Raw genomic sequence first — 24898 nt, 5'->3', positions numbered from 1 at the left:
AGCCGTGTCACGAACGCACCCGATGCACGTCCTGCGCACCCTCTTCGCCGATCACGCCGCCGCCGAGCGACTCGGCCTGCCCGTGGCCGAGGCCCGTGTCCGTCGCCGTACCGTGCTCAAGGGCGCGGTCGCCGCCTCGGCGGTCACCGCCGTCGCGGCCCCGGCGAGAGCCGCCGCCGCGTCCGCGCCGCGCATCGCCGTGGTGGGCGCCGGAATCGCCGGCCTCACCGCCGCCCTCACCCTGCATGACGCCGGCTACGCCTGCACCCTCTACGAGGCCAACCCGGACCGCGTCGGCGGCCGGATGTACACCCAGCGCGACCACTGGGCGTACGGACAGATCTCGGAGATCGGCGGCGAGCTGATCGACACCAGCCACAAGAAGATGCTGGAACTGTGCCGCCGCTTCTCCCTGCCGGTCGAGGACTTCCTGGGTGGCGGCCCCAACGGCGCTGAGGAAGTCCTGTGGTTCGGCGGCGAGTACTACCCGCGCGAGCAGGCCGACGAGGACTTCAAGGACGTCTACCAGGCCCTGCACCGGGATCTGCTGGACTCCGGAGAGGTGTTCTGGAACCAGACCACGCCGACCGGCACCGCCCTCGACACCATGTCCCTGTACGACTGGATCGACTCGCGCGTCCCAGGCGGCCACGACTCCCCGCTGGGCCGCTTCTTCGACGTGGCCTACAACGTCGAGTACGGCGCCGACACCACCGAGCAGTCCTCGCTCGCCCTGGTCCTGCTCATGGGCTACCAGACCAATCCCGGCAACTTCAACATCTGGGGCCTGTCCAACGAGCGCTACCACATCACCGGCGGCAACGATCAACTCCCCAACGCCATCGCCGATTTCCTGCCCGACGGCACGATCCGGCCGGGCTGGTCGCTGCGCGCGCTGAAGGCGAACAGCGACGGCACCCAGACCCTCACCTTCACCGAGTCGGGCTCCACCCGCACGGTCACCGCGGACCACACGGTCCTGTGCGTGCCCCTGCCGGTCCTGAAGCAACTCGACCTCACCCGGGCCGGGTTCGACACCCGCATGACCAACCTGCTGCGGGACGCCCGCATGGGCCACTGCACCAAGCTCAACATGCAGTTCTCCAGCCGCCCCTGGCGCGGCACCGGTGCCTGGCCGGGGGTGTCCGCGGGCGACTGCTTCACCGACACCGAGGTCCAGCAGACCTGGGACACCACCAAGGTCCAACCCGGCACGGGCGGCATCCTCATCCAGTACGGCAGCGGCAGCCTCGCCAAGTCCCTGACCCCGGCGGGCCCCTTCTCGTACGAGAGCGACCCCTACGTGGCCCGGCTCGCCGCGCGGCAACTCAGCGGCATCGACGCCTTCTTCCCCGGCACCTCGGCCGCCTGGACCGGCCGGGCACAGCTGTCAGCCTGGCACCGCAACCCCTATGCCCAGGGCGCCTACTCGTACTGGCCCGTCGGGTACGTGCACCGGTACGCGGGCTACGAGGGGGTCGCGCAGGGCAATGTCCACATCGGCGGCGAACACTGCTCCTACGACTTCCAGGGGTTCATGGAGGGCGGGGCGACCGAGGGCGAACGCGCGGCGAAGGAGGTGATCGCCGCCGTGAGCTAGGGCGAGGACGACAGCCCGGTCGACGAGCCGGTGCGGGCGGCGACGGCCGCCGACCGGCTCGGCTACCGAGAGGGCCGGGCTGACCGCCGGGCCCGTCCCGGTGTCGGTGCGCGATCCGCTCACCGTCGTGCGGGGCGCGGCCTCCTGCGCGGCCGTCACCGGACGCCGGGCCATTGCCACGGCTGCCCGGCACGCCGACCGGATGCTCCTCGACATCGTCTCCCCCGAGCAGGTCCGGGTACTGCGGGAGAAGCTGCACGCGGCGGCCGGGCGGCCGGGCGGGCCGCACTTCGCCGACGCCGGCCGCCTGGCTGCCGGCGGCCGTCGACCACGAGCCGGAGACCCTCGCCCGGATCCTGGGCAGCATCGCCGGGTATCCGACCGTGCCGGGCTACCGTGACATGTTCACGGCCGCCGGATTCGGCGCGGCGGTCGAGCGGGCGGCGAGCGGAGCCGACGCCGAGGTGCTCCCGGAAGCGGCGGGCGTCGTCGGTCCGGTGCGACCTGAGCGTACGCTCGCCGCGCTCACCTCGGCTTGATGTTGTGGTTGAACCGGAACACGTTGTCCGGGTCGTACTGCCGCTTGACCTCCTCCAGGCGCCGGTAGTTCTCCACGCCGAACCCGGCGATCACCCGCTCAGGCCCCTCCTGGCCGATGAAGTTGAGGTAGACCGCGCCCGTGCTCCAGGGCCGGGCGTCGGCCCGCACGTCCCGCACCCACTGGATGCCGCGCTCGTCGTCGGCCGCGTCCGCCCACATGCCGAAGGGATGCGTGGCCCAGGGCGAGTCCCGGTAGGGCACCGGGTACTCGTGCGGTCCGTCGGCGATGGCGCCGCCCAGTGGGAACAACGCCTGGATGGTCCGCGTCGGCACGGGCATCCGGGACGCGCCGGCGCAGAACACGTCGACGTAGTCGTCGGGCAGGCCCGTCAGGTACTCCGCCGACCAGTAGTTCCGGAAGCCCGGCGGATCGTCGAGCATGCACTGCGCGTCCACGTACGGCATGGCCCCGACGATCGCCGCCTCGTGCGGCAGGGCCAGCAGCGGCTCGGCCACCTTCCGCATCGCCGTCTCGCTCCCGGCGTACGTCAGCAGTGCCGCGCACAGCAGGGTGCCCTGCAGATGCGGCGGGCAGAACTCCTCGGGCGGGCCGGTGAGATGGATGACCCCGCCGCTCGCCTCGTTCGGCGCCACGGAGATGACATCGCGGTAGGTGCGCACGACCTCGCGGCCGAACTCCGGGAGGTAGAACAGCAACGCGATGGCGAACTCGGGCAGCTCGTACAGGTTCAGGGTGAGCGAGGTGGCCACGCCGAAGTTGCCGCCGCCGCCGTGCAGCGCCCAGAACAGCTCGGGGTTCTCGTCGGCGCTCGCGTGGACCTGACGGCCGTCGGCGGTGACGAGTTCGGCGGCGATCAGGTTGTCGACGGCCAGTCCGCACCAGCGGTCCAGCCAGCCGGAGCCGCCGCCGAGGACGAATCCGCCGACGCCGGTGGTGGAGACCCGGCCGCCGGTGGTGGCGAGGCCGTGTTCCTGGCAGGCGTGGTCCAGGTCGCTCATCGTGGCGCCGCCCGCGACCCGGACCGCCTCGGACGCCGGATCGACGGTGACCGCGCGCATATGTCGCAGGTCGATGACCAGGCCGCTGTCGTTGAGCGCCGAGCCCGCCACGCTGTGGCCGCCGCCGCGCACGGCGATGTTCAGGTCGAGATCCCGGGCGAACCGCACCGAGCGCACGACGTCGGCCTCGTCCACGCACTGCGCGATCACCGCGGGCCGCTTGTCGATCATCGCGTTGAAGACGATGCGGGCCTCGTCGTAGCCAGGGTCCCCCGGGGCGAACACATCACCGGTGAGGTCCTCGCGCAGCGCGGTGAGCGCCGCGCCCGCCTTCGAAGGGGAAGCCATGGCCGCCCCCTTTCCGGGAAGGGGGATTGTGCCCTTCCAGATTAGGCGGGCCCGGCGCCGGGGTCCTGTCGGCGCCTACCAGGCCTGCATCGGTTCCCCGGCGACGAGCTTCGAGACGAACCCCTGCGGCCCCAGCGCCGGCTCACCGAGGACCGTGACGCGGTGCATCACGCGGTCGACGTCCAGATGGGCGAAGTCGGTGGGGGCGAGGTGACAGGTGCTGCGGTTGTCCCAGAAGGCGATCGAGCCGGGTTCCCAGCGGAAGCGGACGGTGTACTCCGCGCTGGTCAGATGCTGGAAGAGCAGGTCCAGCAGATGGCGGCTCTCCAGCTCGGTGAACCCGGAGATCCGGGTGGTCGAGCCGGGGCTGACGAAGAGTGCCCGCTCGCCGGTCTCGGGGTGGACGCGCACCACGGGATGGACGGCGGCCTGCGGGTCCTCGCAGTAGATCTTGAGGATCTCGCGGTCCCGCTCGTCGGAATGGCGCAGATGGACGGCGGTGAAGAAGGCATGCTCCGCGGTCAGTCCGTCCACGAACGCGCGCAGGGGCGCCGAGAGGCCCTCGTAGGCGGCCACGGTATTGGTCCACTGGGTGTCGCCGCCGAACTCCGGGGTCTTCTCGGCACGCAGGATGGACAGGCTGGGCGGGTTGACCGCCTGCGTCAGATCGCTGTGCCAGCCCGCGAGCGGGGAGAGCCACTTGCGGCGGTAGTGCTCCTCGAAGTCGGCGCCGTAGCGTTCGGTGTCGCGCTTGGGGTCGACGGTGAGGATCTCCGGGTGGCCCTCCGGGTGGACGCCGTGCTTCTTGCCGGGGCGTCGGGTCAGCGCGCCGAAGCGACGGCCGAAGGCGACGTGCTGGGCGTGGGTGATGTCCTGGCCCCGGAAGAACACGACGCGGTGCCTGAGCACGGCCTCGCGGATCTCGGCCACCGTGGCCTCGTCGAGCTCCTGACGGAGGTCGACGCCCGAGATCTCGGCGCCGATCCGCCCGGCGACCTGCCGGACGGTGAGCCTGGTCAGCTGTGCGGTCTGGGACACGGTTCGTTCCTTTCGTGGACGCGCCGGCTCATGTCGCCTGTGCCGCCCACTGCGTCCACAGCGGGAGCAGGAGGAGCGCGACGAGTGAGCTCTTGACGACGAGGGCGGCCGACATGTCGACGCCGACGTCGTAGCGCTGGGCGAAGATGAACAGGTTCTGCGGCGCGGGCATGGCCGCGATCAGGACGAGGTAGCTGAGCCACTCGCCCCCGACGCCGAAGAGGTGGTGACACACCACGTAGGTGATGAGGGGGAGGGCGACGCACTTGAAGGCGATGATCCAGATCTCCTCCAGGGTGGTGCCGCGCACCTGGAGGCCGCTGCCGCCGAGGTGCAGTCCGAGGGCGAACAGCGCGACGGGCGAGGCGCTGTCCCCGACGAACGCGAAGCTGTCGAGCGCCACTTCCGGCACGGTCACCGACAGCAGGTTGAGCAGGATGCCGACGTTGCAGGCGATGACGATGGGGGTCAGCAGCGAGGCGCTGACGGCCGTTCCGAGCCGCCGCGCCGGGCCGCCGACCCGGTCCGGGCGCCCCAGCTCCATGATCGAGATGATGATCAGGGACAGCACGCAGACCTGGAACAGCAGCACCGGGAAGATCGGCGCCGCGTTCCCGAACAGCATGATGAACACGGGTACGGCGAAGTAGGCGGTGTTGACCTGGACGGCCGCCATGATGCGCAGCGCGATGCCCCGGGGGTCACGGACGCCCGTGGCCCCGGCGATCACGCCGGTGAGCACGGCCGCGGTGACGGCGGCGGTCGCGTAGCCGGTGATGGCCCGCCAGTCGAACAGGGCGCCCAGATCGCTGCGGTAGATGTTCCCGAAGAGGAAGCAGGGCACGGCGAACAGGAAGGCGTAGTCGGCGAAGACCTTCGAGCTCTCGGCCGGCACCACCTTCCGCCGCGCCAGCATCACTCCGCAGCCGAAGGCCAGCACCACCGGTGCCAGCTTCTCCAGTGCCTCTACCGCACCCATGCACGCGCCCTTGCTCTTACGGCCCCGCGAGGGAGCCTGTGTCGTGGGCGGCGGTCAGGTCCCGGTATCCGGTGACGATCGTGCGCAGGGCCTCATTGCCGCCGAGGTCGTAGTAGTGATCATCGATGCGGCTGACCGGCAGGATCTCGCAGGCGGTGCCGCACAGGAACGCGCCGTCCGCCTCGCCCGCGAACGCCGGCGGCAGATCCCCGACCACGCAGGCGATGCCGGCGCGCTCGGCGATCGCCAGGACGCAGGCCCGGGTGAGGCCCTCGATCGTGCAGCGGGTCGTCGGGGTGTGCAGCACGCCGTCCTTGGTGAAGAACAGATGCGCCCCGGTGGCCTCGACGAAGTTGCCGCGGTCGTCGAGCAGCAGCGCGTCGTCGAAACCGGCGCGCAGGGCCTCGTTCTTGCTGACCGTGCCGATCATGTAGTTGCCGGCCGCCTTGCTCTTGACCGGCGCGTACTCGGGCGAGGGCCTGCGGTAGCGGCCGGTCACCAGCGAGACGCCCTTCTCCAGGGCGTCCGTCGCGGCGTAGTAGCCCTCCGGGAGTTCCCAGGCGGCCACCGTGGTGTGCACGGACGTCTTCAGCGCCGCCGTCTGGATGATCTCCGAGCCGCGCCAGGCGTTCATCCGGACGTAGCCCTCGGTGACGCCCGCCTCGGCGACGACCGTGCGGGTCGCCTCGAACAGCTCCTCGGGGCCGTACTCGAGATCGAAGTCGAGGATGCGGGCCGAGGAGCCGAGCCGGGCGATGTGCTCCCGCAGGAGGAACGGCTCCCCGTCGTAGACGCGGATGCCCTCGAAGATGCTGGAGGCGTAGTGCAGTCCGTGGCTGAGCACATGCAGCCGGGCGTCGGCCCAGTCCACCAGGCCGCCGTCGTACCAGATCTTCCCTGTGCGCTGGTCGAAGGGGATCACGGGGTGCCTCTCAGAGCGCGAGGTCGAACAGCGGGTTCTGGAGGTCGCCGACGAGCGCGACGAAGCGGCGCTGGTGGTGGGTGAGGCCGCGCACCGAGACCCCGTGCAGGGCGAGCGGGTTGATCGGGTACATCACCAGGGTGTTGCTCCGGTACGGGACGGTGGTGACCTCCTCGACGTAGCTCGGATCGATGTCGAAGCGGTTGTCGCCGTACTCGGAGGCGCTGGTGTGGAACTTGTGCGCGCCGGGCCGGTACTTGTAGAGGACCAGGTCGCCGCCGACGGCGTCGTCCTCGGGCAGCCGCATGTAGAAGAGGCCGCCGAAGAGCTTGTACGGCTTGTCGACGTGCGGGCCGCGGTAGGAGGACGGCTTGCCGGTGACGGCCGAGTTGATGACCGCCGTGCAGTCCATGAGGATGTCGTGGGTCTCGAAGGAGTCCCGGTTGCGGCGGCCAACGCGCAGCTCGCGCAGCGGGCCCGTCTGCTTCTCCGCGTCGGGGAGGTTGGCGAGCAAATCCTCCTGGAACAGGTCGAGGAACTGCTCGTAGAAGGCGGGCGAGGCATGGTGGGTGACGAAGTCCTTCCACACCTGGGCCGTCGACGCGTCGCCCAGGATCATCTCGGACATGTAGTTGTAGCGCTCGTTCGAGGTGATCGGCTTGCCGATCCGCTCGCCGATGTACTCGGCGGTCGGCATCGAGGCGGCCAGGGCGTCGTAGAGGTCCTGGGGCAGCGCGTCGCGGACGACGATGTGCGGGAACGGGTCGCGGCGTATGTCGTCCTTGGTGACGCCGGCCAGCAGGGAGGTGATGGCGGTCATGGGCGTGGGCCTTCCATGAGACGGGCGGGTGTGAGACTGCGTGCGCGGAGCCAGGTCTCCAGCACCAGCAGGGACCACAGCAGTTCGGCGGCGTGCCGCGCCGGGCTCTCGGTCTGGGTGCGGAAGACGTCCCGGACGGTGTCCTGCCGGAGGTAGTCGCGGCAGCGGGCGCCGGGGCCGAGCAGGAGGTCGCCGATCATGTCGTACAGCGCCTCGCCCGGTCTGATCATCGCGGTCACGGGCAGGGTGAACGGCTGCTTGGGCCGCTCCACGACGCTCCTGGGCACCCAGCGCCGGGCGGCCTCGGCCACCGGCGCCTTCACGGTGTCGCCGGCCACCTTGACGTGGGCGGGCGTCGCGTGGGCCAGGCGCATCACGGACGGCTGGAGGAAGGGCATCCGGGCCTCCACCGAGTGGGCCATGCTCAGGTGGTCGACGCGGCGCAGGATGTAGTACGGGAAACGCTCCCGCTGGTCGTAGCGCAGCAGCGTCTCCAGCTTGCCGGGCGAGGGCGTCCCGCGATCCGCCGAGCGCACCCGGCGGTCCAGCTCGTCACCGCTGCGGTCGCCGAAGAAGCCGCCCGCGGCCCTGACATGGGCCAGGTAGTCGGGGGTGTAGAGCCGGTTGAGGGCCGCCGTGTCGGCCACGGCCATGGTGCCCTGGTAGGTGCGGTGCCAGCTCGCGGCGCCGTCCCGGTCGGCCTTGACGAACCGCGCGTACCCGGCGAAGAGTTCGTCGGCTCCGTCGCCCGTCAGGGCCACCTTGAAACCGGCCTGGTGGACGGCCTCGAACAGGGCGAAGGTGCTCAGGCTGTGCGGGGCGTTGTTGGGCTGGTCGAGATGGCGGACGGACCGCTCCACCAGCTCGGGGAAGTCGGCCGGGTCCAGGAGCACCTGGTGGTGTGCGGTACCGCAGTGGCGGGCCACCTCGGCGGCGAAGTGCCGTTCGTCGGCGGGCCAGTCGCCGCGGTAGGCGATGTTGAACGAGGCGACGTCGGAGGTGAGACGGGCGGCCAGGGCCGTGGTGTAGCTGGAGTCGAGCCCGCCGCTGGTGATGACGCACACCGGGACGTCGGCGTCGAGCATCCGGCCCGTCTCCCGGCGCAACCGCTCGTCGAGCAGTTCCGCCACGGACGCGACCGTCGGCTCGCCGTCCAGCCGTTCGGGCTCCAGCGAGGTGTGATGGACCGTCGTACGGCCGCCCGCGAAGCGCAGTGCCGAGCCGGGCTCCAGCGTGCGGACCCGGGAGTGAAACGTGCCCGGGCCCCAGACGGCCTTGCCGCCGAGGTAGGCGTCCACGGCGAGCGGGTCCAGCTCGTCGGGGAAGTCGGGGAACCGGCTCAGGCCCTGGAGTTCGGAGGCGAAGCGCAGCCGGCGGCCGTCGGCGGACACGTAGTAGTAGAGCGACTTCATGCCGGCGTGGTCGGTGAAGAGCTTCAGGGCGGGCTCCGCGCGCTCGTCCACGAGCGCGATGGCGAACATCCCCTCCAGCCGGGAGGTGAAGGCGTCCCCGTACAGCTCGTACAGCGGCAGCAGGACGTCCCCGTCGCAGTCGCCCTCGAAGACGTACCCGCGAGCGGCGAGCCCGTCGCGCAGTTGCCGGTGGTTGTAGATCTCCCCGTTGAAGACGCAGGTCAGTCGGCGGCCTACGAAGGGCTGGTGGCCGGAGTCGATGCCCTGGATGGCCAGCCGGTTGGTGCCGAGCGCCCATCCGTCGCCGCTCCGGGCGGCCTGTTCGTCGGGGCCACCCGGGTGCATCGCGGCCGCCACCGGGGCTAGGTCGCCGTGCGCGCCGCCGAAGGAGCCGTAGATACGGCACATCCGTCAGACCTCCTTCCCCTGGACCGCCCCCGCGGGCTGGAGGGCGCGGGCACCGCTCTGCCGGGCCTGCGGATAGTGCCGGGCGAGGAACTCGATGACGATCTCGACCTGCCGCAGGATGTCGTCGAGCTGGGCCGGGGTGGGGCTGACGCCGTGGCCCTCGAGGGCGCTGTTGCCCGTCTTGAGGTGGACCGGTGCGGCGGCTCGGACGATGTCAGGGGCTTCGTAGGTGCGGATGAACCCGCCGGACATCTTGGGGTTGTCCACATGACAGTCCAGCGGGATCCGGACCGACTGCCGCAGGGCCGCGATCATCGGCAGGGTCAGATCGCGCACCGGGTTGAAGCTGTTCGCGCCGAGCATCTCCAGCATCTGTGCCGAGGCCGGATTGCCCTGTCCGCAGTGCGCGGAGACCTTCAGATGGATGTCGGCGGGGAGCTCACCGGCGCTGCGCAGCCGCCCGAGCACCCACAGCAGGCCCTCGTCGTAGACGACGAAGCCACGGACGCCGAGGCCGATGCCCCGCTTGACGTCCTCGACCGCCCGGACGACCTGGTCCTGGCCGCGCAGCCGGTAGCCGACCCGGGAGCCCTCGGGGGTCTGCACGCCGCCGCCGATGTCGTAGGTGGCGCGCGGCCCGACGGACATGAGGATCTCGGTGCCGTACTCCTCGCCGAGCGCGACGTACGTGCCGATCTCGCGGGCCGTGTGCCGGTACATGCCGCGCGTCTCGGTGATCCGGTTGATGGTGAAGCCCCGGCGGCGGCTCTCGCTCAGCAGCGTCTCGGCCGCCTGCACGGTGTTCACGGTGGGCACCTCGATACGGAAGTGCCCGCCGTCGGGGAACGCCCCGTCGGAACGGGGAATGCGGTCCAGGTCCCCCAGGGGCAGTCCCAGCCGGGCGAGTTGTCCGCGCGTCTGGTCGTAGAAGGCGGTCGGGGCCATTACCTGGTCACCTCGAAACCGAGTCGGTCGGCCGTCCCGGCCACGATGTCCTCGGCGATGCGGATCGACGTCGCGCGGTCGGCGTGCACGACCTGGACCTCACCGAAGTTGCCGAGGTTGCCCCGGCAGGGCAGGAGTGTGTCGCCGTCGGGGAAGCGGACGGTGAGCGAGTGCAGACTGGCGCCGTGCTCGGCGGCGGCCCAGTCGAGGTCCGGGACCCGGTCGGGCTTCGGGACGGTGTCGGCGGCGCCGAACCAGCGGACGGTCGCGTAGTGGCTGAAGGGGCTGGGGCCGCGTTCGACCGGCTCGTTCAGATGGAGGCGGACGAGCAGTTCGAAGATGTCCCCACCGCCCGCCAGCCGGAAGAGGTTCGGCAGGCAGGAGCCCATGATGCGCGGGTTGAGCTCGATGAGCCGGGGTATGCCGTCCGCCCCGAGCATGACCTCCACGTGGAAGACGCCGAGCCGCAGCCCTACCGCGCCGACGACGGCCTCGGCGAATTCCATCACGCGGTCGTGCTCGTCGGCGGTGATCCCGGCCGGGATCGTCGTGCCGGTCTCCAGGGCCTCGTGGCGGTGCCAGGTGGAGCGCTCGCTGACGGCCAGCCGCAGGAACCGGCCCCCGGAGAGGCCGATCTCGGCGGACAGGAAGCGCCCGCTCAGGTACTCCTCGACGAGGAGGCCCGCCGCGTAGACGTCCTGGTCGGCCCGGCCGAGGATCTCGGCCAGGTGCAGTTCGTCGGTGACTACGTGGGCGCCCTCGCTGCCGGAACCCCGGGCCGGCTTGACGACGACCGGGTAGCCGGTGGCGGCGGCGAAGGCGGCGGCCTCCTCGAAGCCGTCGACCACGGCGTGCCGGGTGCTGTCGACGCCGGCCGCCGCGAGGATGTCCCGGCAACGGTCCTTCTGCTTGGCGGCCTCCGCCGCGTCGGCGTCCGTGAACGGCACCCCGAGTTCCTCGGCGATCCGGGCGACGGGGACCACCAGCGCGTCCACGGTGGCGACGAAGCCGTCCACCGGCCGGTCCCGGTGGACGGCCCGGACACGGGTCCGCAGGGCGTCGAGGTCGGTGGCGTCCTTCAGGACGTGGACGTCGTCGACGAAACGGGTGTAGGGAGAGGTGTCGAAGTCCAGGTTCTGGGCCTGCTCCATGAGCAGGGAGCGGATGAGCGTCACATGGTGGCCGAGCCGCTTGGCCGCCTCGAACGCCGGGGCGTTGCCGGCCTTCCAGGTCACGAAGACCACATGCCGTGGGTCGTCTGTCATCGGGTCCTCCTCGCGAACCGCTGGCCGATCCGGACGTAGCCCGGAGTGGCGGTACCGGGTGTGGGAATGAAGGAGATGGAGCCGGCGAGGATGTTCTTCTCGGACATGGAGCTGAATCCGCCCGCGCCGGACAGGACGAGGTCCCCTTCGTCGAGGCACCGCCAGGCGCCGTCCCGCTGCCGTTCGGAGTAGGCGTAGCGCAGGTGCTCGGCGCCGCGCTCGACCTGGAGTCGGTAGCCGTCGGAGGCGTAGAGCCCGGGGCAGTCGTCGAGGTCCATCTCGAAGGGGCGCCCGGTGCGGATCAGGCCCTCGCCGGTGAAGGCCCGCAGCAGGTCCTCGTAAAGGCCGAACGACGGGTAGGCGTTGGCGAGCAGGAGCAGGAAGGAGCGCTCCTCGGGGAAGATCTGGATGAAGTTGTGGTGGCCGCTGCCGTTGGAGTTGAAGCCGAAGGCGCTCGGCCCGAACATCAGCCAGCCAAGACCCCACGCGTGCATGAAGTGGTGGCCGGGGACCGGGATCTGAGGGGTGCGCATCTGACGGGCCAGCTCGGCGGAGAGCAGTCGCTCGCCGTCCGGGGTGACCCCGTCGTCGACCGCGAGCCGGGCGATCCTCGCCAGCTCCTCCAGGGTGAGGCAGACGGAGAAGGAGCCCGCCGCGTCGTCGGCGATGGTCTGCGGCGGCGGGTCGTGGCGTACGTAGCGCTTGACCTGCTCGGTCCATACGTAGCCGGTGGACACGGCACGGCCGTAGTGCCCGTCCTCGGTGCGGGTCTCGGGGATCTCCCTGATGCCGAGCGGGGTGAGCATGAGCTCGTTGACCGCGCGGCGCCAGGGGACCCCGAGAAGCTTCTCGATCAGCCCGGCGACGATGGAGGTGCCGACCGCCGAGTACGCGAACACCTCGCCGGGTTCGAAGAGCTGGCCGTAGCCGGCGAGGGAGTCCAGGTAGGTGTCGAGGTCGGGCAGATCGGTCTCGTGCCAGACCTCGTAGGAGTCATCGACGCCACTGGTGTGCGACAGCAGCTGCCGCAGGGTGACCTCGACGCCGCGGCCGTCGCGGCGCCGGAAGGCCTGCGGCAGCAGCTCGTTCAGCGGTTCGTCGAGGCCGATCAGACCGCGGTCGACGAGGCGGAGCGCGACGAAGGCCAGCATGGCCTTGCTGATGCAGGTGACGCGCTGACGGGTCCGGGGCCCGTACGGGATGCGGGATTCGGTGTCGGTGACGCCGTAGTACGTCAGCTCCAGCGTGCCGTCGAGGAACACCGCCGCACCCGCGCCGGGAACGCCGTGGCCGCGGGCGGACTCGCGCAGGGTGTCGACGACCGCGCCGGTCCGGGCGGGGGCGTCCGCGGGCGCCTCGGCGGCGGCGCGTGCGCGGGTACGGCGCAACAGCACCGCCTGCTCCGCCAGCGTGCGGTGGCCGTGGATCTCGGCCACCCGTACCGGACGTCCGGCGGCGTCGGAGAGACGGGCCGCGAGCAGCGTGGCCAGCAGTGAGTGCCCGCCCACCGAGAAGAAGTCCAGATCGGGGGAGATCCCGGTCAGACCGAGGAGTTCGGACCACGCCCGGGCCACCTCGACCTCGTCGGGGTCGTCACTGGTGAACTCCGCGGCGAGGTCCGTGCCCCAGTCGACGTCGCGGGCGGCGAGCGCCTTGCGGTCGACCTTTCCGTTGGGCAGGCGGGGCAGCCGGTCCTCGGCGACGATCCTGGCGGGCTGCATGTAGTGCGGCAGCTTGGCGCGCAGATGGGTGGCCATGGCCTCGGTCGTCACCTCGGCGCCGTCCAGGCCCACGTAGCAGACCAGCCGGGTGTCCGGACCGGTACCCACGGCCAGGGCCGCGACGTCCCGCGGGCCCACGACCTCGCGGAGCACCGACTCGATCTCGCCGAGCTCGATCCGGAAGCCGCGCACCTTGACCTGGTTGTCCTTACGGCCGAGAAAGCGCAGTTCGCCGTCCTCGGTCCAGCGCGCCAGGTCCCCGGTGCGGTACAGGCGCCCGCCGGGGACGGGACCGAGGTGGGCCGGAGCGGTCGTGAACACGGCCCGGCTGCGCTCGGGGTCGTTGATGTAGCCGCCGGCCAGACCGTCGCCCCCGAGGTACAGCTCGCCCGTGGCGCCGTGGGGAACGGGACGGCCGTCGGGGTCGAGCAGATAGGCGACGGTGTTGTGGATCGGGACGCCGATCGTGGGCGCCTCGGCGGTCGGCCCGGTGAAGCAATTCCACGTCGAGTACGTGGTGTCCTCGGAGGGCCCGTACAGGTTGTGGAGCCGCTCCACGCCCGTGGTGGCGAACGCGGTGTTCACCAGCTCCTTGGACAGCGGTTCGCCCGCGACGTTGAGCACCCGGACCGAGGCGGGCACGCTCTCCCGCTGGAGCAGGACGTTCAGCGCGCTCGGCACGGTGTTCACCAGGCTCGGGCTCAGCCCCGCGTCCTCCGTGAGCGCGAGCACGTTGTCCACGACGACGACACAGCCGCCGCGGGTGAGCGGGGCCCACAGCTCCCACACCGACAGGTCGAAGTTGAGGGAGGTGGAGAACAGCACCCGGGCCAGGTCCTCGGGTCCGTACGTGGCCTCGGACCAGGCCAGCAGCGCGACGACATTGCGGTGGCTGATCACCACGCCCTTGGGCAGTCCGGTCGATCCGGAGGTGTAGATGAGGTGGGTGGTGTCCTCCGGGCCGACGGTGACGCCCGGCGCGGTGTCGTCCTCGGCGGACGCCTTCTCCCGGAGCTCGGGCCACGACAGGGCGGTTTCACCGGCGAGCCAGTCCGGGGCGCTGTCCCCGTCGTGGACGACGGCGGCCATGTCGGCGGTCGCGGCGATGGCGGTCAGCCGGTCGGCAGGGTAGGCCGGGTCGAGGGGGACGTAGGCGCAGCCCGCCTTGTGGACCGCCAGCAGCAGCGCGACGCCGTGGTGGGTGCGGGGCAGGGACAGGCCGATCCGGGAGCCTGGGGCGACCCCGTGGGCGGCGAGCGCCCGCGCCAACTGGTTCGCCTGACTGTCGAGTTGGCGGTACGTCAGCACAGAGCCCCGCCACTCGACGGCCGGGGCGTCGGGCGTGCGGTCGGCCTGCGCCTCGACGAGGGAGTGCAGGGTGGCGCCGCGGTGGTAGGGCCGGGCGGTGTCGTTGAGCTCCCGCAGCAGGTGCCGGCTCTCCGGCTCGGCGAGCGGGTCCAGCTCCGCGACGGGGGCCTGCGGGCGCCGCTCGGCGTCGAGCAGCAGGGCGTCGAGGTTGGCGGCCAGGCGCAGGATCAGCTCGGGGGTGAAGAGCGCGCGGTCGTAGTGCAGGGTGCGAGCGGCTCCGGAGGTCTCCAGGAGCAGGGCGAAGCCGCCCGGGAGGGGAGTGGTGCCGTCGGAGTGGACGGTGCCGATCCGCAGACCGCTGCCGAGGTCGGCGGGCTCGCCGGTGTGTGCCGCCTCGCGGTACCGGTCGCCGAGGACCGAGGCCAGGGCGGTGAGACTCGGGCCCTCCACGTCGTACGACCGCACGGCCACGCCCTCCCGCGCGAGGACGATGTCGTCCTGCCCGGTGTAGCGGTGCACGAGCACCGTGAAGGCGGCGTGCACCAGGTCCGCGGGCCGGGCGGCGGAGGACCAGGAGTGGGTCCCCGTGCCGGTGGGCGGGGTGGCGTCGTCGCGGACGGGCCATTGCAATGCCGGTGCCGCAATGGATGAGGCGGCGGAAATATCGCCCACTGTCATGGTGGTCCCCTCCTTTGTCATGTATTCGCGTGCCGCGCGGCACGCGCCCAAAAATCGAGAAGTGCCGAATTGCGGACACGCCGAAAGAAGCCTCGGGGGAATGCCGGAATTCGTCGGATCAGGCCGCGACGTAATCGGCGGTGGCCTTTCCGCTGCGCGTCGCCCAGTTCACGACGGCCGGCATGGTGGCTCCGACCAGTGCGAAGCCGACGGCCGTGACGATCCAGCCGACGGTTCCGTGCTCGATGACGAGCCAGGTCAGCAGGACAGGAGCGATCATCTTGCCCAGGTCCGCGCCCATGGCGTAGGTGCCCTGGTACTGGCCCTGGGCGTGCTCGGGCGCGAGACCGAACGACATGCCCCAGCTCCCGGCGGACTGGCGGATCTCACCCAGCACATGGGCGAGCGCGCCGACCAGGAGCAGCACACCGGCGACCGCCGCGGAGGCACCGCCGGTCAGCGCGAACACGAGGCAGGCCACCGCCAGACACCACGAGCCCGAGCGCGAAGCCCTCGCCGCGGCGGCCGGCTCGTCCGTCCCGCGCGCCGCCCTGACCTGGAGCAGGACCACGGCGACGGTATTGGTGAGCAGGATGGCCGCGATCATCCACCGGGGGGCGTCCGTGTGGTGCAGGACCCACAGCGGCAGGACGACGTCGAGCAGCAGGTTGTGCATGGACAGCAGTCCGTCCAGCACGATGAAGGTGAGGTAGGGCCGGTCCCGCAGCACGATGAGCGTGGGCCCGGGCCGGGCCGGCTGGGGCGGGACCGAGGGCAGCAGCAGGGTCAGCAGGCCGGTGGCCAGGTAGGTGGCGGCGTTGAAGACGACCGATAGCTTGTACGCCGCGACGGAGTCGACGGCGAGCAGCAGCCCGGCCAGCGCCGCGCCGACGGAGACGCTGACGTTGCTGGTGGCGCGCAGATAGGCGCGCAGGGAGACCCGCTCCTCGGGCGGCACGAGGCCCGCCACCATGGCGAGACGGGCGCTGCGGCTGGCGCTGTAGGCGATGGCCTGCACGCTGACCACGGCCACGTACTGGGCGAAGCCGTCGACGGCGAGGAGGGCCGCGGTGAGCGGCCCGAGGGCGACGAAGGACCAGATCTGGACGGAGCGCGGGCCGATCCGGTCGGCCAGATGACCGGTCGGGGTGCTGACCGCGAGGGCGACCGCGGCGGCGACACCGACGCCGAGGCCGAACTGGCCGGGGGAGAGGTCGAGGACCGTGGTGGCGTAGATGGCGTTGAGCGCCATCCAGAGTCCCTGGCCCATCGTGTGGACCAGGGTGATGCCGATCAGGACACGCGCGGGACCGCGGGCCGGGAGGATCCGGCTCAGCATGGTGGGCCCGCGTTTTCTGCTTCGCCAACCAACACGCCCTACACCTCTCGTTCAGCGCCATTGCCAACGACAAGATTCGGGTAATTCCCCGTCGTTGAGGCCGAGACTTTTGGCCTCGCCGGGTTCTATCGAATCGGGGTCTCCGCGCGACTGTCCAGGAATAACCCTGTGGCGGGAATCACATTCGACCCTTGTTCGACCGGCTCTGTAGTCGACGTAAAGCCTGAAGAAAGGAATTAAGCGAAAGGGCCTCCCCCAGAGGGGAGGCCCTTGGCGGGGAGGCCCTTGAACAGGTGGTGGTCCCGGTCAGCCGCCGTACGCGCCCGACGCCGTCAGGCGCAGGGCCGTGTCGATCAGCGGGACGTGGCTGAACGCCTGCGGGAAGTTGCCCACCTGGCGCTGCAGGCGCGGGTCCCACTCCTCGGCCAGCAGTCCGAGGTCGTTGCGCAGTGCCAGCAACTTCTCGAACAGCTTGCGGGCCTCGTCGACCCGGCCGATCATCGCCAGGTCGTCCGCCATCCAGAACGAACAGGCCAGGAAGGCACCCTCGTCGCCGGGGAGGCCGTCGACGCCCTCGTCCTCGCCCTGCGTCGGGTAGCGCAGGATGAAACCGTCCGAGGTGGACAGCTCGCGCTGGATCGCCTCGATGGTGCCGATCACCCGCTTGTCGTCCGGCGGCAGGAAGCCCATCTGCGGGATCAGCAGCAGCGAGGCGTCCAGCTCCTTCGAGCCGTAGGACTGGGTGAAGGTGTTGCGTTCCTTGTCGTAGCCCTTCTCGCACACGTCCCGGTGGATGTCGTCGCGCAGCTCGCGCCAGCGTTCCAGCGGACCGTCCGCGTCACCGGACTCGATCAGCTTGATGGTGCGGTCCACCGCGACCCAGGCCATGACCTTGGAGTGCACGAAGTGGCGGCGCGGGCCGCGCACCTCCCAGATGCCCTCGTCCGGCTCGTTCCAGTGGTCCTCCAGGTAGCGGATCAGCTTCAGCTGGAGCACCGAGGCGTAGTCGTTGCGGGCGAGCCCGGTCATGTGGCCGAGGTGCAGGGCCTCCGTGACCTCGCCGTAGACGTCCAGCTGCAGCTGGTGGGCGGCTCCGTTGCCGACCCGGACCGGGGCGGAGTTCTCGTAGCCGGGCAGCCAGTCCAGCTCCGCCTCGCCGAGCTCGCGCTCGCCGGCGATGCCGTACATGATCTGGAGGTTCTCCGGGTCGCCCGCCACCGCGCGCAGCAGCCACTCGCGCCAGGCGCGGGCCTCTTCGCGGTAGCCGGTGCGCAGGAGGGACGACAGCGTGATCGCGGCGTCCCTGAGCCAGGTGTAGCGGTAGTCCCAGTTGCGGACCCCGCCGATCTCCTCGGGCAACGAGGTCGTGGGCGCCGCGACGATGCCGCCGGTGGGCGCGTACGTCAGTGCCTTCAGCGTGATCAGCGAGCGGATCACGGCCTCGCGGTAGGGGCCGTGGTAGGTACAGTGCTCGACCCACTCGCGCCAGAACTCCTCGGTGGCCTCCAGCGACTGCTCGGGCTCGGGCAGCGGCGGCGGCTGGTGGTGCGAGGGCTGCCAGGAGATCGTGAACGCGATCCGGTCGCCGGGGGCGACGGTGAAGTCGGAGTACGTCGTCAGCGACTTGCCGTAGGTCTCGCACTCGGTGTCGAACCAGACCGAGTCCGGGCCCGCCACGGCCACCGTACGTCCCTCGTGCTTGTGCACCCACGGCACGACCCGGCCGTAGGAGAACCGCATCCTGAGGGCCGAGCGCATCCGGACGCGTCCGGAGACGCCCTCCACGATGCGGATCAGCTGCGGGGCGCCGTCACGCGGGGGCATGAAATCGGTCACTCGGACCGTGCCGCGCGGGGTGTCCCACTCGGACTCCAGGATCAGCGAGTCCCCGCGGTAACCGCGCCGGGCCGCGACCGGCGGCGCCGAGTCCGCCGCGTGCGCGGGCCCGAGCCGCCAGAAACCGTGTTCCTCGGTCCCCAGCAGACCGGCGAAGATGGCGTGCGAGTCGAAGCGGGGCAGGCACAGCCAGTCGACTGTGCCGTCCCGGCAGACCAGTGCCGCGGTCTGCATGTCTCCGATGAGTGCGTAGTCTTCGATGCGCCCGGCCACGTGCAACTCCAGTCGAACGGCCACGTCACCCCCCGGGGAACAGGGGGCGGTCGCTAGTGCGGTCAAGGGGTCGTTGTAATGCGTCGTTGAGCGGTGAAGCAAAGCAGCCGCTCCGCCGTGAGGCAAAACGCCCATTGTTGCTCAACGAACTGACGAGCTCTCGTCGTTCCGGTCGTACGGGCTGGGGTGGTGCCGTCTTGCCGGTCCGGCTCGGCAGTGAGTGTCCGACGAGGATACGACGCACGTAGATGATCTGCGTGCCGCTCCGGGCAACGTGGATGGGCCGAACGGGTGAGCAACGGGTGAGAAACCGGTGAGCCCGAGCGGGCCCGTGTCGGCCTCCGTGGCGACACGTGCGCGGAGCGTGGCCGGAAGCCATCGCCCCGAGGCGCTGATACCCTGGTAGCCCGTGGACCGGTGGGAGAAAAACCCCCGAACCGCAGCGACGGCGACTCCGGAATCCCCGGTGAGAACGCCGCACCGCACCCCAGAACGCGACCACGGGAGCCCCGCCTTGGCCATGACGCCCAAATCCACGACGACCAAGCACATCTTCGTCACCGGGGGTGTCGCCTCCTCGCTCGGCAAGGGCCTCACCGCCTCCAGTCTTGGCATGCTGCTCAAGGCGCGGGGACTGCGCGTCGTGATGCAGAAGCTCGACCCGTATCTGAACGTCGACCCGGGGACGATGAACCCCTTCCAGCACGGTGAGGTGTTCGTCACCAACGACGGCGCCGAGACGGACCTGGACATCGGACATTACGAGCGCTTCCTCGACCGTGACTTGGACGGCTCCGCCAATGTCACTACAGGACAGGTCTACTCGACGGTGATCGCCAAGGAGCGGCGCGGCGAGTACCTGGGCGACACCGTGCAGGTCATCCCGCACATCACCAACGAGATCAAGCACCGCATCCGGCGGATGGCGACCGACGAGGTCGACGTCGTCATCACGGAGGTCGGCGGCACGGTCGGCGACATCGAGTCGCTGCCCTTCCTCGAGACCGTCCGCCAGGTCCGTCACGAGGTCGGCCGTGACAACGTCTTCGTCGTCCACATCTCGCTCCTGCCGTACATCGGCCCCTCGGGAGAGCTGAAGACGAAGCCGACCCAGCACTCGGTTGCGGCCCTCCGGAACATCGGTATCCAGCCGGACGCGATCGTGCTGCGCTGCGACCGCGAGGTGCCCACCGCGATCAAGCGGAAGATCTCGCTGATGTGCGACGTCGACGAGGCCGCCGTGGTCGCCTGCCCCGACGCCCGCTCCATCTACGACATCCCTAAGACCGTGCACGGCGAGGGCCTGGACGCCTACGTCGTCCGCAAGCTGGACCTGCCGTTCCGCGACGTGGACTGGACGACCTGGGACGACCTGCTCGACCGCGTCCACAACCCCGACCACGAGATCACCCTCGCCCTGGTCGGCAAGTACATCGACCTGCCCGACGCCTATCTCTCGGTCACCGAGGCGCTGCGCGCGGGCGGCTTCGCCAACAAGGCCCGCGTGAAGATCAAGTGGGTCACCTCCGACGACTGCAAGACCCCGGCCGGCGCCAAGGCGCAGCTCGGTGACGTCGACGGCATCTGCATCCCGGGCGGCTTCGGCGACCGCGGTGTGCTCGGCAAGGTCGGCGCGATCAAGTTCGCCCGCGAGAACAAGATCCCGCTGCTGGGCCTCTGCCTGGGCCTGCAGTGCATCGTGATCGAGGCGGCGCGCAACCTCGCCGACATCGGCGACGCCAACTCCACCGAGTTCGACCCGGCCACGGGCCACCCGGTCATCTCCACGATGGCCGAGCAGCTCGACATCGTCGCCGGCGAGGGCGACATGGGCGGAACGATGCGCCTGGGCATGTACCCGGCCAAGCTGGCCGAGGGATCGATCGTGCGCGAGGTGTACGACGGCAAGGAGTACGTCGAGGAGCGGCACCGTCACCGCTACGAGGTGAACAACGCCTACCGCGCGGAGCTGGAGAAGAAGGCGGGCATCCTGTTCTCCGGAACGTCCCCCGACGGCAAGCTCGTGGAGTACGTCGAGTACCCCCGCGACGTCCACCCCTACCTGGTGGCGACGCAGGCGCACCCGGAGCTGCGCTCGCGCCCGACCCGCCCCCACCCGCTGTTCGCGGGTCTGGTGAAGGCGGCGGTCGAGCGGAAGATCTCGAAGTAACACGACAGTTGTACGGTGGCCGGGGTGCAAACCTTCAATGGTTCGCACCCCGGTTTTCTTTGGCGGGTTCTTTTCAAGCGTGTGGAAGGCCAGGGCATGACGATCAAGGACACCCCGCAGGAGTGGGAGATCCGGGCGACGGACACCCCCTTCGTGGGCAACAAGACCTCCGTCCGCACCGACGACGTGGTCATGCCCGACGGCAGCGTGGTGCGCCGCGACTACCAGGTCCACCCGGGCTCGGTCGCCGTGCTCGCCCTCGACGAGGAGGACCGGGTGCTGCTGATCAAGCAGTACCGGCACCCCGTACGGCACAAGCTGTGGGAGATCCCGGCCGGGCTGCTCGACGTCCCCGGTGAGAACCCGCTGCACGCGGCCCAGCGCGAGCTCTACGAGGAGGCCCACGTCAAGGCCGAGGACTGGCGGGTGCTGACGGACGTCTACACCACGGCGGGCGGCTGCGACGAGGCGGTACGGGTCTTTCTGGCCCGCGACCTCTCCGAGGCCGAGGGCGAGCGCTTCACGGTCGAGGACGAGGAGGCGGACATGGAACACGCGCGCGTGCCGCTCGCCGAACTGGTCCAGGGGGTCCTCGCGGGGGAGCTGCACAACAACTGCCTAGTGGTGGGCGTTCTGTCGCTGGTCGCGGCGCGGGCCTCGGGCGGGCTCGACGGGCTGCGTCCGGCGGATGCGCCTTGGCCCGCGAGGCCGTTCGAGGCCTGACCCTCTTGGTCTTACGATCTGTTGATCCGATCGAGGGAGTCTTCCTTCCCTCCGTCGTGCTCCACACGGCTCGTTGCAGAGCGTGAACTAGGCTCTGAAACACGCCCGTATCCGGAATCCCGGCGGGCTTGCGCGTGCGGTGGGACGGGAGTGTGGCCCGTGACGGATCAGGCGGTGGACACAGGCGGCGTTCAGCTGTCGACCCACGGTCAATTTCTGGGCCGGACACGCGAGTTGAAGGAGCTGCTCGCCGACATCGAGCGAGCGGGACTCGACACGATCTCCGGCAAGAAGGCCCCCCGCGCGCGGGTGCTGCTGATCGCCGGGCGCCCCGGTTCCGGTCGCACCTCCCTCGCCGAGGAACTCGTCCGGCAGGTAGCGGACCGTTACGGCGACGGCGTGCTGCGGGCCCGGCTCAGCGAGCCCGACGGCACTCCCGTACCCGTCGACTCCGTGGCGCGCGATCTGCTCACCGCCCTGGAGCTGCCGACCCCGGCCGGCGCCGCCGAGGACGACCTCACCGCCGCGCTGCGCGAGGCGCTCGCCGACCGCAGGGTCCTGCTCCTGCTCGACGACGCGGCCACCGCCGAACAGGTCGACGCGCTGCTGCCGGACACCCCGGACTGCCTGGTCGTCGCCGTGTCGGCCGGGCCGCTCACCGGGATCTCCGACGTCCGCCCGTGCACCCTCGGCGGCCTGGACACCAAGTCGGCGGTGGAACTGCTGTCCCGGTACGCGGGATCGGTGCGGATCACCGTCGACCCGCGGGCCGCCGAAGACCTGGTCGAGGAGTGCCAGGCGCAGCCCGCCGCGCTGACCCTGGCCGGCGGCTGGCTCGCCGCCCGGCCCAAGTCCGCCGTGGCCGACCTCGCCAAGCAGTTGCACGCCGAGCTCGACGAGGACACCGCCGGCACCCCGCTGGCCCAGGTCCTCCGGCTCGCCTACACCGCCCTGCCCACTCCGGCCGCCCGGATACTGCGACTGCTCAGCCTCGCTCCGGCGGGCCTCGTCGACCCGCACACCGCCTCCGCGCTGGCCGGCTGCTCGGTCAGCGGCGCCCGCACCACCCTGGACGACTTCGTCGCCCTCGGCCTGCTGCGGGCCGTGGACTCGCCTCTGCCCCAGTACGAAGTCCCCGGCTGTCTGCACCCCCTGCTCCGGGCGCTCACCGAGACCCAGGACCGGCCCGCCGAGCTTCAGCTGGCCCGCGCCCGCATGCTGGAGCGGACCGTGCGGCTGCTCCAGTCGTGCCGCGCGATCACCGAGACCGACAGTCCGCAGGCGCGCGAGAAGCTCCTCGGCATGCCGCGCTCCCTGCGCTTCCCGAACCCGCGCGCGGCGGCCGACTGGCTGCGCATCCGCAGGCCCGCCCTGCTCGCCGCGGCCCGGCTCGCCGTCGCCGACGGAGACCTCGACACCCTGGCCCGGCGGCTGATGTCCCAGCTGGTGCGGGCGATGGTCGCCCACTTCGGCACCCGGGCCGCGGCGGGCGACCTGTACGGGATCCACGGATTGGTGCTGGACGTGGCCGAGCGCCGGAATCTGCCCCGCGAGCAGGCCGCAGCCCTGCTGAACCTCGGCGACCTCGACGCCAGGACCGGCCGGACGAAGGAGGCGCTGGCCCGGTACCGGGCCGCCCTGGACGCCGGACGGGAGGCGAACGACCCGTACGCGACCGGCCGCGCGATGGAATCCGTAGGCGGTGCCCATCTGGAGCTCGGCGACTACGACCGGGCCGCCGACTGGTTCGGCCGCGCCCTCGCCCAGCGGCTGGCCCGGGACGAGCGCGCGGAGGCCGCCCGCCTGTACGGCCGGATCGGCGCCGCGCACACCTTCGCGGGGCGCTACGGCGAGGCGCAGCGCAACTGGCGGGCCGCCGTCGCCGGGCACCGCCGCCTCGGTGATGTCGCCGCCCACGCGCGGGCGTTGAGTGAGCTGGCCCGGGTCCAGGAGTACGCCGGCCGGCCCGAGGAGTCCCTCGCCACCTGCCAGGAGGCGGTGGAGTGGGCGCGCCGCGCCGAGGACGTACGGCTGCAGGCCGCGCTGCATCTGCGGCTGGCGGACACGCTGGAGCATCTCGGGGACTCCGCCGCGGCTCGACTGCACCGCGGGGCGGCCGAGCGCATGCTGGGTGAGGAGCTCCTGGAGGGGGAACCCGAGTCAGAAGAGGGCACTACAGAGGAGCAGAGCCTGCGAAATCCGTAGTGCATCCGCTGAAGATTGATGCAATGAAAGGCTAGACAGCGGGAACACCTTCATTAAACTGGCTCTGCCGCACCTTCTCCTGCGGTGTCTCCCGGTGTGCCCCCGCATGCCTGGGTATGTCTTGCAATGCCCCACACCCTCTGAGCCAAGGACCGTGATCGACGTGAAGGTCGGCATCCCCCGCGAGGTCAAGAACAACGAGTTCCGGGTGGCCATCACCCCCGCCGGTGTGCACGAACTGGTGCGCAACGGCCACCAGGTCGTCATCGAGCGTGGCGCCGGCATCGGCTCCTCGATCCCGGACGCCGAGTACGTGGCCGCCGGTGCCCAGATCCTGGACACCGCCGACGAGGTGTGGGCCGCCGCTGACCTGCTGCTGAAGGTCAAGGAGCCCATCGCCGAGGAGTACCACCGCCTCCGCAAGGACCAGACGCTCTTCACCTACCTGCACCTGGCCGCCTCCAAGGAGTGCACGGACGCCCTGATCGAGTCCGGCACCACCGCCATCGCCTACGAGACGGTCGAGCTGCCGAACCGCGCGCTCCCGCTGCTCGCCCCGATGTCCGAGGTCGCGGGCCGGCTCGCCCCGCAGGTCGGCGCCTACCACCTGATGCGCTCGGCCGGTGGCCGCGGTGTGCTGCCCGGCGGTGTCCCCGGCACCCAGCCCGCCAAGGCCGTCGTGATCGGCGGCGGTGTCTCCGGCTGGAACGCCACCCAGATCGCCGTCGGCATGGGCTTCCACGTCACGCTGCTCGACCGTGACATCAACAAGCTGCGCGAGGCGGACAAGGTCTTCGGCACCAAGGTGCGGGCGATCATGTCCAACGCCTTCGAGCTGGAGAAGGCCGTCCTGGACGCCGACCTCGTCATCGGCGCGGTGCTCATCCCCGGAGCCAAGGCCCCCAAGCTGGTCACCAACGAGCTCGTCTCGCGCATGAAGCCGGGAAGTGTCCTTGTCGACATCGCGATCGACCAGGGCGGCTGCTTCGAGGACTCCCGCCCCACCACGCACGCCGAGCCGACCTTCCAGGTCCACGACTCGGTCTTCTACTGCGTCGCCAACATGCCGGGCGCGGTGCCCAACACCTCCACGTACGCGCTCACCAACGCCACGCTGCCGTACATCGTCTCGCTGGCCAACAACGGCTGGGTCGAGGCGCTGCGCCGGGACGCGGCCCTCGCCAAGGGTCTCAACACCCATGACGGCAAGGTCGTTTACCGCGAGGTCGCCGAGGCGCACGGCCTGGAGCACGTGGAGCTGGAGTCGCTGCTCGGCTGAGCCGGCGCCACCGGCGAACGGCTAAGTCACCTTTTCGTAAAGGCGATACGTCAACACGGATCGTCAACG

At 70.8% G+C, this 24898-nt stretch carries 16 protein-coding genes and 1 pseudogene; 6 read left to right on the top strand and 11 right to left on the bottom strand.

The window, feature by feature from the left end; translation table 11 throughout:
• Positions 1-4 precede the first annotated feature (4 nt).
• Together ACWDRW_RS24465 and ACWDRW_RS24460 are read left to right on the top strand one after the other, a co-directional pair.
• Positions 5-1600 (top strand): flavin monoamine oxidase family protein, encoded by a 1596-nt coding sequence (locus tag ACWDRW_RS24465; RefSeq protein ID WP_451726163.1) that lies wholly within the window; start codon positions 5-7, stop codon positions 1598-1600.
• Positions 1601-1773: 173 nt separating this feature from the next.
• A complete protein-coding gene (locus ACWDRW_RS24460) occupies positions 1774-2139 on the top strand; it encodes a hypothetical protein (RefSeq protein WP_451726162.1) in 366 nt (121 codons plus the stop codon).
• On the opposite strand, the gene ACWDRW_RS24455 is transcribed toward ACWDRW_RS24460, so the two are convergent.
• The 11 genes from ACWDRW_RS24455 to ACWDRW_RS24405 form a co-directional block, all read right to left on the bottom strand.
• Entirely contained in the window at positions 2126-3508 is a 1383-nt protein-coding gene (locus ACWDRW_RS24455; protein WP_451726161.1) for an FAD-binding protein, read from the bottom strand. The two genes, ACWDRW_RS24460 and ACWDRW_RS24455, sit on opposite strands and share 14 nt — an antisense overlap.
• A gap of 75 nt (positions 3509-3583) precedes the next feature.
• Entirely contained in the window at positions 3584-4546 is a 963-nt protein-coding gene (locus ACWDRW_RS24450; RefSeq protein WP_451726160.1) for a TauD/TfdA dioxygenase family protein, read from the bottom strand.
• 28 nt (positions 4547-4574) lie between these two features.
• Entirely contained in the window at positions 4575-5525 is a 951-nt protein-coding gene (locus ACWDRW_RS24445) for an AEC family transporter (RefSeq protein ID WP_451726159.1), read from the bottom strand.
• A 16-nt stretch (positions 5526-5541) separates the two neighbouring features.
• The gene (locus ACWDRW_RS24440) at positions 5542-6447 is read right to left on the bottom strand and encodes an aminotransferase class IV (RefSeq protein ID WP_451726158.1); all 906 of its coding nucleotides are present in this window, start codon (positions 6445-6447) and stop codon (positions 5542-5544) included.
• A gap of 10 nt (positions 6448-6457) precedes the next feature.
• Positions 6458-7267, bottom strand: a complete 810-nt coding sequence (locus ACWDRW_RS24435) for a hypothetical protein (protein WP_451726157.1) — start codon at positions 7265-7267, stop codon at positions 6458-6460.
• Positions 7264-9087, bottom strand: coding sequence for an asparagine synthase (glutamine-hydrolyzing) (gene asnB, locus ACWDRW_RS24430; RefSeq protein ID WP_451726156.1), 1824 nt, complete (start codon positions 9085-9087; stop codon positions 7264-7266). Before asnB ends, ACWDRW_RS24435 begins: the two co-directional genes overlap by 4 nt.
• Positions 9088-9090: 3 nt before the next feature.
• Positions 9091-10032 carry a peptidase gene (locus ACWDRW_RS24425; protein WP_451726155.1) on the bottom strand — a complete coding sequence of 314 codons (942 nt, stop codon included), beginning with the start codon at positions 10030-10032 and terminating at the stop codon, positions 9091-9093.
• Complete coding sequence (locus ACWDRW_RS24420) at positions 10032-11297, bottom strand: ATP-grasp domain-containing protein (RefSeq protein WP_451726154.1); 1266 nt, start codon at positions 11295-11297, stop codon at positions 10032-10034. The genes ACWDRW_RS24425 and ACWDRW_RS24420 overlap by 1 nt, the downstream gene beginning before the upstream one ends.
• Positions 11294-15004: an amino acid adenylation domain-containing protein gene (locus ACWDRW_RS24415; protein WP_451726153.1), complete on the bottom strand. Its 3711-nt coding sequence runs from the start codon at positions 15002-15004 to the stop codon at positions 11294-11296. The genes ACWDRW_RS24420 and ACWDRW_RS24415 overlap by 4 nt, the downstream gene beginning before the upstream one ends.
• 118 nt (positions 15005-15122) lie before the next feature.
• Positions 15123-16343: an MFS transporter gene (locus ACWDRW_RS24410; RefSeq protein WP_451726152.1), complete on the bottom strand. Its 1221-nt coding sequence runs from the start codon at positions 16341-16343 to the stop codon at positions 15123-15125.
• A 306-nt stretch (positions 16344-16649) separates the two neighbouring features.
• Positions 16650-18452, bottom strand: a complete 1803-nt coding sequence (locus ACWDRW_RS24405; RefSeq protein WP_451726179.1) for a glycoside hydrolase family 15 protein — start codon at positions 18450-18452, stop codon at positions 16650-16652.
• A 520-nt stretch (positions 18453-18972) separates the two neighbouring features.
• Here ACWDRW_RS24405 and ACWDRW_RS24400 point away from each other — a divergent pair.
• The 4 genes and pseudogenes from ACWDRW_RS24400 to ald all read left to right on the top strand — a co-directional run bounded on the left by ACWDRW_RS24400 (position 18973) and on the right by ald (position 24829).
• Positions 18973-20622 carry a CTP synthase gene (locus ACWDRW_RS24400; RefSeq protein ID WP_451726151.1) on the top strand — a complete coding sequence of 550 codons (1650 nt, stop codon included), beginning with the start codon at positions 18973-18975 and terminating at the stop codon, positions 20620-20622.
• 96 nt (positions 20623-20718) lie between these two features.
• Complete coding sequence (locus tag ACWDRW_RS24395) at positions 20719-21345, top strand: NUDIX domain-containing protein (RefSeq protein ID WP_451726150.1); 627 nt, start codon at positions 20719-20721, stop codon at positions 21343-21345.
• Positions 21346-21504: 159 nt separating this feature from the next.
• Positions 21505-23569, top strand: a pseudogene (locus tag ACWDRW_RS24390) (tetratricopeptide repeat protein).
• Positions 23570-23704: 135 nt separating this feature from the next.
• Positions 23705-24829, top strand: a complete 1125-nt coding sequence (ald, locus tag ACWDRW_RS24385) for an alanine dehydrogenase (protein WP_451726149.1) — start codon at positions 23705-23707, stop codon at positions 24827-24829.
• The last annotated feature ends 69 nt before the right edge of the window (positions 24830-24898 follow it).

This window comes from Streptomyces sp. NPDC003635, from assembly GCF_053587635.1.
Note: the sequence above shows the minus strand (reverse complement) of the source record. Positions and strands in the feature narration are given on the sequence as shown.

Coding starts and splice junctions, on each gene's coding strand:
- ACWDRW_RS24455 (WP_451726161.1), bottom strand. CDS start 3,508: ATGGCTTCCCCTTCGAAGGCGGGCGCGGCGCTCACCGCGCTGCGCGAG.
- ACWDRW_RS24445 (WP_451726159.1), bottom strand. CDS start 5,525: ATGGGTGCGGTAGAGGCACTGGAGAAGCTGGCACCGGTGGTGCTGGCC.
- ACWDRW_RS24435 (WP_451726157.1), bottom strand. CDS start 7,267: ATGACCGCCATCACCTCCCTGCTGGCCGGCGTCACCAAGGACGACATA.
- asnB (WP_451726156.1), bottom strand. CDS start 9,087: ATGTGCCGTATCTACGGCTCCTTCGGCGGCGCGCACGGCGACCTAGCC.
- ACWDRW_RS24425 (WP_451726155.1), bottom strand. CDS start 10,032: ATGGCCCCGACCGCCTTCTACGACCAGACGCGCGGACAACTCGCCCGG.
- ACWDRW_RS24420 (WP_451726154.1), bottom strand. CDS start 11,297: ATGACAGACGACCCACGGCATGTGGTCTTCGTGACCTGGAAGGCCGGC.
- ACWDRW_RS24415 (WP_451726153.1), bottom strand. CDS start 15,004: ATGACAGTGGGCGATATTTCCGCCGCCTCATCCATTGCGGCACCGGCA.
- ACWDRW_RS24410 (WP_451726152.1), bottom strand. CDS start 16,343: ATGCTGAGCCGGATCCTCCCGGCCCGCGGTCCCGCGCGTGTCCTGATC.
- ACWDRW_RS24400 (WP_451726151.1), top strand. CDS start 18,973: ATGACGCCCAAATCCACGACGACCAAGCACATCTTCGTCACCGGGGGT.
- ACWDRW_RS24395 (WP_451726150.1), top strand. CDS start 20,719: ATGACGATCAAGGACACCCCGCAGGAGTGGGAGATCCGGGCGACGGAC.